Source organism: Paenibacillus zanthoxyli JH29, assembly GCF_000520715.1.
In the GTDB taxonomy this organism is placed as follows: domain Bacteria; phylum Bacillota; class Bacilli; order Paenibacillales; family Paenibacillaceae; genus Paenibacillus_AQ; species Paenibacillus_AQ zanthoxyli.
The window spans coordinates 1-10524 of sequence record NZ_ASSD01000400.1 but is presented as its reverse complement, the minus strand read 5'-3'; the positions used below and the strand labels follow the sequence as shown (position 1 = coordinate 10524).

At 50.5% G+C, this 10524-nt stretch carries 8 protein-coding genes; 4 read left to right on the top strand and 4 right to left on the bottom strand.

Going from position 1 to position 10524, the window contains the following annotated elements; genetic code table 11:
- The 4 genes from L691_RS0115105 to L691_RS0115085 form a co-directional block, all read right to left on the bottom strand.
- Positions 1–452 (bottom strand): DMT family transporter (locus L691_RS0115105; RefSeq protein WP_025691313.1); only part of this gene is annotated, 452 nt, incomplete at its 3' end.
- A gap of 547 nt (positions 453–999) precedes the next feature.
- A complete protein-coding gene (locus tag L691_RS0115095; RefSeq protein WP_025691311.1) occupies positions 1000–3672 on the bottom strand; it encodes a glycoside hydrolase family 31 protein in 2673 nt (890 codons plus the stop codon).
- Between the two features lie 692 nt (positions 3673–4364).
- Positions 4365–6227 (bottom strand): EAL domain-containing protein, encoded by a 1863-nt coding sequence (locus L691_RS0115090; RefSeq protein WP_232229200.1) that lies wholly within the window; start codon positions 6225–6227, stop codon positions 4365–4367.
- 430 nt (positions 6228–6657) lie between these two features.
- The gene (locus L691_RS0115085; protein ID WP_025691309.1) at positions 6658–7605 is read right to left on the bottom strand and encodes a 1,4-dihydroxy-2-naphthoate polyprenyltransferase; all 948 of its coding nucleotides are present in this window, start codon (positions 7603–7605) and stop codon (positions 6658–6660) included.
- 203 nt (positions 7606–7808) lie between these two features.
- Here L691_RS0115085 and L691_RS0115080 point away from each other — a divergent pair, with 203 nt between their 5' ends.
- The 4 genes from L691_RS0115080 to L691_RS0115060 form a co-directional block, all read left to right on the top strand.
- On the top strand, positions 7809–8432 hold the full coding sequence (locus tag L691_RS0115080; RefSeq protein WP_025691308.1) for an acetate uptake transporter: 624 nt from the start codon (positions 7809–7811) through the stop codon (positions 8430–8432).
- A 106-nt stretch (positions 8433–8538) separates the two neighbouring features.
- On the top strand, positions 8539–9066 hold the full coding sequence (locus tag L691_RS0115075; RefSeq protein ID WP_332249084.1) for an EAL domain-containing protein: 528 nt from the start codon (positions 8539–8541) through the stop codon (positions 9064–9066).
- Between the two features lie 72 nt (positions 9067–9138).
- The gene (locus L691_RS0115070) at positions 9139–9615 is read left to right on the top strand and encodes a DsrE/DsrF/DrsH-like family protein (RefSeq protein WP_025691306.1); all 477 of its coding nucleotides are present in this window, start codon (positions 9139–9141) and stop codon (positions 9613–9615) included.
- A 145-nt stretch (positions 9616–9760) separates the two neighbouring features.
- On the top strand, positions 9761–10524 hold a 764-nt coding region (locus tag L691_RS0115060; RefSeq protein WP_156934245.1), incomplete at its 3' end, for an aminotransferase class V-fold PLP-dependent enzyme.

The window sequence follows — 10524 nt, the reverse complement described above, 5'->3', positions numbered from 1 at the left end:
CCCGCCCCCGCCGGCACCTTGGCCACTCCCCGGAACCACAGCACATAGGCTAGGGCTGTGACAAAGATGCCGTAGTACAGAATAATTCCCGCGTCAGCCGCTCCCAGTCTCGGAAATCCGGATTGAAGCAGCTCTATGACGGAGCAGATCAGAAACATCAAGAAGGCGAAGAATGTTACATAGGCCGCCGCAAGCAGAGAAGAAATGCGGGGAGAGAGCATTTTCCGCAGTACGGTCAGCGCCGCTTCACCGGCAACGGCTGCCGACAGCAGCAGCATACCGATTACCGAAGCGGGCCGGACTGCGGCACCGGACATGAGCAGGGGAGGGACCTGGATGACCGCTATCCCCGCCAGTGAGCATAAGATTCCGCCCCCTCTTCGCCCGGTCATTTTTTCCCCCAATAAAATATAAGAGAGTAGCGCCACCGCAAACGGAGTAAGGCTTGTCATAATCCCTCCCTCGGCGGCGGTATGCGGAAGTCCTTGAAGGCGGGCGGCTCTTGCTGGGCTACGGCCACTTGGATGAACGAAGGATTCAGGAAGGCGTGCAGCGAATCAAGCGCGCAATGGAGCGAGGATGAGGAAAAGCCGATGCTCAAACAGTGGGAGTCTCAAAAAACTACTAAAGTGCAGGTTTTTCCAGCAAATGCGTATGCCTACAGGGAAATCCCTACGATTGTACATGAATTTTGAGGCTGTACCGGCTGCATATGAGATTGAACGGGTAAAAAACTGTATTGTATCAGGCATATTATGCAGTGGCGGCTTCAAGATAACAAAAGATGTACAATCGCAGGTTTTCTGCAAAAAGCGAGGGGGGTGTCCCAAAATGAACTGCCCCCCGTCAGATGGCTTTCACTTGCCCACAATTTGCTGAAGAAGCATACGGTGGACGTAAACGGCCAACAGGCCGGTCAAGGATGAACCCCTTAACCGGCCTGTTGGTTTGTTATTTGTAGTACTTTAGCATAGCCTCTTCCCTTGTACATCAAGCGGTTTAGTTAAAAATCTTAACTTTGTGGCTCTCGTTTACCGGGATTTTTACATACAGTACTTTCTCTGCGCTGTCAAAGAAGTAGCCGTTTGCTGCTTTGCCCAGTTCGTCTAAGCTGGCTGCTTCCGCATATTTGTCATTGGCAGCCTCCACTTTCTTCGGCGCGGTGGCATTATGCAGCTTCAGTGTGTAGGACTGAATGTCGGAAGCGTAGTTTTGAGTTTGTTTGTTCTGGCTGAACTCCATGTGGTTGCCCTTTTGATCTACGCTAAATTCGGTAATGTTAAATTCGCCTCTGGTATAATCCTCGGTTTTCGCATCATCTTCATAGAAGCTGTAAGAAGCCGAATCCTTCACGTACGTATCCAGAATCAGGTTCGTCAATTTCTTCTCCCCGGCATGCTGCTGAACTTCGCGTCTCGGAATAATCGAATCCTGCTTCACGTAGATCGGAAGCGTTCCAAGATCGGCGTCTTTGTGGATCGTTTGGCCGCCTTTATACTCTTGTCCTGTCCAGTAATCCACCCAATCCGCACCGGCAGGCAGGTATACATCACGGGACGTTGCGCCTTGATACACAATTGGCGCCATCATCAGAGATTGGCCAAACATGAATTGGTCTTGGATATCATGAGTTTTCTGGTCCTGCTGGAACTGGTACACGAGCGGTTGGAAAATGAGATTGCCTTTTTCATGCGCATCTTTGAACGCGTTGTAAAGGTAAGGCATCAATTCATAGCGCATCGAAATGTACTTGCGGCTGATATCCTCAACTTCTTTACCGAACTGCCATGGTTCTTGTCTGCCCCATGTCAAGCTATGAGCCGCGTCGGTTTCCATCGGACTCTTACCGTCATTGTTGTAGTGGTCGCGGGAGAACGGATAGAATGCGCCGACTTGAACCCAACGAGCAAACAATTCAGGTGTAGCTACAACGCCCTCGTAAGGTTTTTTCGCAAAGCCGCCAATATCGTTTCCGACCATCGGCATACCTGTCAAACCGACATTCGCGTCTTGGAAAATCGAAATTCTAAGCATTTCCCATCTGCTCCAGTTATCGCCTGTCCAGGTTGCGGTAGCATAACGCTGCGTACCTGTAAACGAAGCACGCGTCAAGATAAACGGACGAACGTTCGGTTTATTCGTTTTGAAAGCCTCATCTGTGGCTTGAGCCTCAGTGTGAGCGTAAACGTTATGCGCTTCTTCATGCGTTAATTTTTCACCATTGTCCGTTTCAAAAATTCGATCCAGCGGTAACGTCCAATAGTCTACCGTACTAAAGTTAGCCGGTTCGTTCATGTCATTCCAAATGCCGTCTGCGCCTTTATCAAAGACCGGTTTATGCCATTTCGCCCACCAGTCGCGGGTTTCTTGTTTCATGAAGTTAGGGAACACGGATTTGGATGGGACGCCCCAAGGCCAAACTTTACCCAAATAGTTGGTGCCATCCGGATTTTTAACCCAAAGATCTTTTTGAGTCCCCTCGGTATAAGGAATATATTCCGGTTGTCCCGGGTCAGGCACGCGAATGGCTGGATCAATGATGGAAGTATAATGGAAACCCGCATCTTTCAATTTTTTGTTCATTCCGTCCGGGTCCGGGAATTTTTCGCCAAAATAGAAGTTTTTATAGTCATCCATCCATTCGATGTCCAGCATCACACCGTCAATCGGAATGTTTTTTTGACGATAGGTTTGAGCTACTTGCTCAATATCCTTTTGATGATAGCCCCATGCAGATTGATGGAAGCCCATCGCCCATTCCGGCGGCATTTGCATTTTTCCGGTCAAATCCGTGTAGCGGTTCACGATGTCTTTCATTTCCGGTCCGTTGATGAAGTAGTAAGTCAATTTTCCGCCATCGGCCCAGAAGTAATAGTAGTCGTTGCTTTCAGCAGCCATGTCGTAGTAAGAACGGTAAGTATTATCGAATAAAATACCGTAGGCTTTGTCGCCTTTCAGCCCGATAAAGAATGGAACAGAGGAGAAAGTGTATTTCGAAATCGGTTCCGGCAGATTCTCACGGTTCCATACTCCGATTTTCTGACCGCGATGGTTCAAGCCGGTTGTTTTCTGTCCGAATCCGTAGAAATCTTCGGTTTTGTCGGTCTTCTTGAACACGTACGGTTTACCATTCTCATATCCTACGCCTTGCTCCGCGTCCTCGTTGATGACGTTGCCGTCTTTATCCAAATATTTGATCCCGAACGGGCTTTTATTGATGTCTACGGTTAAGCTGTCGGACTTTAATACAATTTTCTGGTCATCTTCGGTTACTGTGAATTTAGGAGCTTTCCAGTCTGTTTTCGCGATACCGACGGAATTGAATTCTTTCTCGCCTTTCTTAACGATCGATACTTTGGAAATATCGGAAGATAGCAAGCGGATATAGGATTCCATTTCACCCAAATTCAGTTTCACGCCGTTGTCCAATTTTTCGATCCCTTGCACGGTCAACGGTTGTTGCAGATTGTTTTTATCCAAAGGTCTTTCATCATGCACTTGCTGCACGTTGCCGTTCTCATCGAGCATCTTGCCTTCCCATACTTGTGCCCCGGGCGGAGCCACAAGCACTGCAGCCTCAGAAACTAAAGGCGTTAGGGCATTTCCTGAAATTAAAACTGTAGTTGCCAGCATTAATCGTGACCATTTCTTCATACGCTTTTTGCGCGGCATTAGATCTCACTCCTTATTTTGAATAGATTAAAAAGTTTGTCTTCCTCAAGTCAAACTCCCGGGTTTTCGGCGCCTACTACCAAGTTAGCAACAGAATTCAATACCAACAATGGGACTTACGCCTGTAAACCATATGAAACCGATTTCGAAGGAGGCCGGATAGTCACCGTCAAGCGAATTTTTCAAAGGGGAAAAACCGGGCGGGGCTTAACTTTAGGTTTGTTTAAACTCTTCTTTTATGAATTGGATCAGCATACTTTTATTTTCTATATATTTGGTCTAATATGGTAATTAATAGTCAAGGGGAACTAAAGGACTAAGCTTTAATTTTGTTTCATGCCAATTCGTCAACCTTTTATTTTGTTAAATATATTAATAAATTACACTGTATCGCCGATAATTTCCTTTATTAACAAATTTCATATATAAAATGTAAATCAGGTGCGCCTGTAATAAGCATTTCAGTGTGGGGTAAAATATTAAGCTCTTTGCTAAATATAAGACACCCCGTCCTTAAGACTGGGCCGATGCTCACCTGCGGTATGATTTGTATCACACTGTAAAGCACTTCATCCAGAGACACCCATCCGTTAGCGCGCTCTGCCGCTAAACGCATAAAGGGCGCCCCATTCTATCCTTTGAGCGCCCTCATTATGAAAGATTAATGCTTTGATACCTGCAGCATATGTTCTTTATACCGCCGCCGAATTCTCTGTAAACCACTGCCCCAGCTCGTGAACGGGCATCGGGCGCCCGTAATAGTAGCCCTGCATAACCCGGCAGCCCAGCGACTGCAGCAGTTCAATCTGCTCCGGCGTTTCCACGCCCTCCGCCACGACCTCCATGTCAAGGTTGCTGGCGATGGCGATAATATTGCTGATGATCGCTTTCTTGGAATGCATTTTGCTCTTCTTTATGAACACCTGGTCAATCTTGAGCGTATTGACCGGGATTTCATCCAGATTACCGAGCGAAGAGAACCCTGTCCCGAAGTCATCCAGCGACACTCGGACACCAAGCCTTCGCAGCTTGGACAATTGGGCTACCGTTTCTTCCATATTGTTCATCGCAATCGATTCCGTAATTTCAAGCTCCAGATATTGCGGGTCCAGCCCGGAACGGGACAGGGCGTCCACTACAACCTCATACAGATCCTCCGTCTCGAACATCCGCGCAGACATATTGATCGATACGGCGACCGAAGCGACTCCTTCCTTATGCCAGAGCAAATTCTGGCTGCACACCTCATGCAGCATCCAGTAGGTTATGGGCACAATCAGCCCCGTCTCCTCGGCGATCGGTATGAACTCGGCCGGAGAAATAATACCATGCTCGGGATGTCGCCAGCGAAGCAGCGCCTCCAGGCCCACCGTGACATTCATCAGCGAATCCCATTTCGGCTGGTACACGACCATGAATTCGGATTGCGCAAGCGCTTTGCGCAGGTCCTTCTCCAGCGACATCCGGCGCAGTTGGTGCCGGTTCATCTCGGAGTCGAAAATGCTGAATTTATTCTTGCCGGAATCTTTGGAAGAATACAGTGCGGTATCCGCCGCCTTCATTAAGGAAGACCGGTCGGTCCCGTGCGCCGGCGCCATGCTGATGCCGACACTGGCGGTGACATACAGATCATTGTCCTGAATTCGGAAGGACTTCTTGATCTCTTGGAGAATACGCTTCGCTTCCTCTGCCGCCTCATCAGGGGAAAAGCCGGGCTCGGCAATCAAAAATTCATCACCGCCCAAACGAAATACCTTCCCCCTTGAGCTCACGCTTTGAAGCAGCCTTGAAGCCACTTCCTGCAGCAGCATGTCACCAATATCGTGGCCGAGCGTGTCGTTAATCGATTTGAACCGGTCCAGGTCGATGAAGAATACAGCTCCGGGGCGCCCCCGAAGAAACCGGTCTTTAAAGTAGCGTTCCAGTCCGTGGCGGTTCGGTAATCCCGTTAACGGATCGTGGTAGGCCATCCGCTCAAGCAAATGCCGGTCCAGGAATACGGCTCCTCCGGTTATTCCGAACATGAACAGCGTGACGAGAGACACGCCCGTCAGCAGAATTACATCACTCTGAACAAGAGAGGGCCCTGGACCAAGCCAGCTGCCGTGAGCAACGCCTCCTGCCCCCGTACTCATATAATGAACGCTGGTTATTGCAGTACCAAGCAGCAGCGCAGAATACAGCTTCCACCGGTTAAATCCCGGCGAATCTTTGAATCTGCCAATCAGCATAATGCTCATGGATGAGGCGATGATCGCGATCATGACAGAGATACTCTGGCCAGGCAGATTATAGTCCGTCTGCGCGTCAAGCTTTATCCAAGACCTTCCCGCATAGTACATGGCGGAAATCCCCGCTCCCAGCAGTATTCCACTGCCCGTCCAGCGCAGGAACGTCATCCGTTTCCCCAGCGAAATGGACAGCCCGAAGTAGCAGAAGGCGGTGCCGATAACCATCGACAGGATCGCCATTCCGGTATTAGAACGTCCGTCAAACTGCAATCCGCTGGCCAAAATCCCGGCATAGTGCATAGCCCAAATACCGATTTCAAGCACGCAGGCTCCTAACAGAAGCCATAAACGGCGTGTCCTGGGCGATGCCGTTGAGGATGGAACTTGAGAGATGAGATTTAAAGCGGAGTAGGACGCCAGTATTGAAAGTCCGAATGAAAGCAGCATAATCCATATATTATAGTGGATTCCCATATGATCCATAAGTCAACCTCTTCACCGATTTAATAATAATCTATTTTGTCATACCTCGAACATCAGCCGCGATTAATTTCGGATAGTAGGCATATGGAAAAGGCATTCTAACTGTAATTCTACTCTGTATCCGGTGGACTGTCTAAGTAAATACTGGAACCTGCGCCCATTTTGCGCTCAACTCAAAAAATGTCCATAATTGTTGAAGAATATCCCAGCCGTTGAAGCTATCCCCTTTCACATTCAGCTTAAACCGAACATCGGAAAGACCGATGCGCCGTTATCGCGGAAGAAGCAGCGCGGCACCCAGAACGGCGATGCGCGCGGCATTCAGCAGAACGAAATTCCGCACGGACAGAATAAAGGTCGCGGCCTTCTCCTGTCTTGCCGTAAACTTCGCGAGGTTGCCGCTTAGGGGAATCCATGTCAGCAGAAGGAGCAGCACCAGAAGAGGGTGTAAGCCCAGAAGCAGCAGTACGGCCAAGTCGGCAAAGGACACATAATAGAGCACCCTGAACAGAATAAGCGCTCTCTCTTTGCCGATGTGGACCGGCAGCGTATAGCGGCGGTTCTCGATGTCCTCCTCAATGTCGCAGATGTTGTTCGCCAGCATAATATTCGCAATGCAGACAATGGCCGGCACCGAGAACCAGAACAGGTAGATCGTTTCCACAAGGTTCAGATGAACATGAACCCATCCCCGCTCTAAAGTCAGCAGCGCCAGCGTCCCGTCCGTATGTATAAATGCGGAGATAAAGATGATGACAAAGCCCATAAACAGCCCGGAGAACAGTTCACCGAGCGGCATCCGGGAGATCGGGACCGGCCCGAACGAGTATAAAATGCCAATCAGAAAAGACAGCCCACCCAGCAAAAAGAGGAGCAGGTTCGTCTGGGCCACAAGCAGCAGCCCGCAGCCTGCCGCCAGCAGCAGGAGCAGGACGATCGTGCCGACCACGGCACTTTCCTTAAGTTTGCGCCGAACGATGGGATTATGCGTTTCATAGCCGTAGCCGTGCGTTCTTGACGCTTTTTTAAAATCATAATAGTTATTGATTGCCGTTGTCGCCATATCAAAGCAGAGCAGCGATACCAGCATTAATGCGAAGCGCCCCGCGTAAAAACTGTCGAACCGGTAAAGAGCATACAGCGTTCCCATGATAAAAGGAATCACACTCGCCACTTTTGTCCGGATTTCAACCAATTCCAAAAAGCTTCTCCCGTTCACTGCCTCACCCAGCCTTTTTCCTCATAGTTGTCATTGTAATTATACAAACGAATGTCACAAGTTCCATCATTTTTCGATAAAATCCATCCTTCTTCATTATAGGCAAGCCCTAAACGATATGGTATGATAGGCTGGCTTGTGCCGGGATCGATTCCATTCCGTATAAGTCAACACTTTTAACTGTATTGGGGGCTTTATTGTTTATGTCAGCGCAATCCTCGTCAACCCAGTCTGTCAAATGGGTCACCGCCGATCCCAGCGCGATCGGTCTGTTCGGACTGGCCATCGTCACCCTTGTGGCATCCTCGCAGAAGCTAGAGATCACCAGCGGCCTGAGCTATGTGATTCCGTGGGCCATTTTTCTCGGTGCATTCGCCCAGTTGTTCGCCTGCATCCAGGACGCCAAGCACAACAATACCTTCGGCATGACCGCTTTCGGGGCCTATGCCTTTTTCTGGTTCGGTATGGCCGTAAGCTGGCTGATCAAGCTGGGCGTATTCGGTGCTGTGCTTGCCGAAGCCATCGATCCGAAGCAGCTCGGCTTCGCCTTCCTCGGCTATCTGGTTTTCACACTATTTATGACCATCGGCGCCACCGAGACCAATAAAGTGCTGCTGATTATCTTTGCACTGATCGATCTGCTGTTTCTCGGGTTGACCTTCGATTCTTTCGAAATCGCAGCGGAAGCCTTCCACCGGCTGGCGGCCTTCTCGGAACTTGGCATCGGCATCGTCTCCCTCTACGGCTGCGGCGCTTCCGTCCTGAACGCTCACTTCGGACGCACGTTTCTGCCGCTCGGCGCTCCGCTGCGTATATTCAAGAAATAACTGCCAGGCCCGTGGCCAGTATGTCTAACGGATGTTCGCGCTGCCCCGTAGAAAGGCATACGCGGAAATCCGTTTCTTTTTTTAAAATTATGCCTGAACTACTCGTATCGGAGGCAGATTATGGCTTTCTTTAAGAAAAAGCCTTAACAGCTGGTTTTACAACCGCAACCTGACCCTGATGCTCCGCTCCATCCTGGATAAGTACGGGCTTACACCGGACTGTCTCGAATTCGAGATTACGGAGAGCACCGCCCTCTTAGAGGATCATTACCCGCTGCTGCAGCAGCAGATGCGCGATGAAGGGATTCTTGTGTCTGTCGACGATTTCGGGACCAAGTATTCCTCCCTCAATTATCTGAAGCATTTTCCCGTCGGCAAAATCAAAATCGACCGCACCTTCATCATCGGCATCGGCCAAAGCTCCATCGATGAGACGATTATCAAATCGATCACATATGTCGCTTCCCAGCTCGGCTACGACCTGATTGCCGAAGGCGTGGACAGCGAAGAGCAGGTTGACTTCCTGATGGCGCACGGCTGTAAGTATATGCAGGGCTTTCTTTTTTACCGTCCACTTCCCGCAAAGGAGATTAGACCGCTGCTTCAAAAGAACTGCCGAGAGAGCTTTCTTTAAATTGTGGAAAATGGATATCCTCGCCTTAACCGCCCATACTAAGGTCATTCTCCCACGGAGGTGGCCAAGGCAGTGAACAAAAAAATGAATCTGCTGATGTTCAGCGGCGAATACGATAAGGCGATGGCCGGACTGATTCTGGCTAATAGCGCGAAAGAGATTGAGGTGGACGTTTCGATATTCTTTGCCTTCTGGGGGCTATTCCTGGTTCGGGACCCTGAAAAAATGACGCTCGAGGACAAGAGTATCTATGAAAAGCTGATGGACGTCATGACGCCCAAAGGGCCGGAGCAGCTTCCGCTGTCGCGGATGAATTTCAGCGGGCTCGGGAAATGGATGCTGGAGGAAATGATTGAGGATCAGGGCGCGCCGAAGCTGATTCATTTCTTGAAAGGCGCCCGCAAAAAGAACATCAAATTCTACGCCTGCAAGCTGTCTGTGGAAATTATGGGCTTTAAGCCCGAGGAGCTGCTGCCGGAAGTGGAGATTATCGATGCGGCTTCCTATTTGAAAGATGCGCTGGAAAGCGACCTTCAGCTGTTTATTTGAGTATCAAGGCCGCCCTAACTGCCACCTTGATACTTATCGGTTCCGGCTTGGCAAGCCGTCTTTCAGCCGCTCCTTGCTGGGCGTTCACCTATTTTTTGCCCCGGGCATATACTGAGCCAAAGACTCTTGGCTGGAGGGACTGCCCGTGCTTAAATCCATCCTCGCCTCTTCCGCAGAAGAGGCTGATTCTCTGGAGGCGTATTTTAGCCCTTTTCGCGAACATACTATCGGCCTCGGACATCCCATTTCAACCCCATACGGAAAAAAGCCTCTGCTGTACGCCGATTGGACGGCCAGCGGCCGTCTGTACGAACCGATTGAGCGGAGGATACAGGAGCGGTTCGGCCCGTTTGTCGGCAATCCGCATACCGAGGCGAATGCCACCGGGATGACGATGACCCGGGCTTATGAGGAAGCCGGGCGGATCATCAAGCGCCATGTGAACGCAGGTCCGCACGACATTCTGCTCACCTGCGGCCATGGAACGACCGCGGCGGTGAACAAGCTGCAGCGGCTGCTCGGGCTCCGGCTGCCGGAATGGATGGAGGAACGGGTGACGCTGCCGCCGGAGGATCGGCCGGTTATTTTCATCACCCATATGGAGCATCACTCCAACCTCATCTCCTGGCAGGAGACTATCGGCGAGGTCGTCGTCCTTCCCCCGGGACCGGACGGCAATGCCGATCCGAGGCAGCTTGAAGCCGCGCTGCGGCCGTACCGGGGCCGCCGCCTGAAGATCGGCTCGTTCACCGCATGCTCGAATGTAACCGGAATCGAGACGCCGTACAGAGAGATGGCAGCCGTCATGCACCGCTACGGCGGTCTGTGCTTTGTCGATTTCGCGGCAAGCGCCCCCTATACGGACATCGACATGCATCCGCCGTCACCGCTGGAGAAGCTTGACGCTAT

Coding starts and splice junctions, on each gene's coding strand:
- L691_RS0115095 (WP_025691311.1), bottom strand. CDS start 3,672: ATGCCGCGCAAAAAGCGTATGAAGAAATGGTCACGATTAATGCTGGCA.
- L691_RS0115080 (WP_025691308.1), top strand. CDS start 7,809: ATGTCAGCGCAATCCTCGTCAACCCAGTCTGTCAAATGGGTCACCGCC.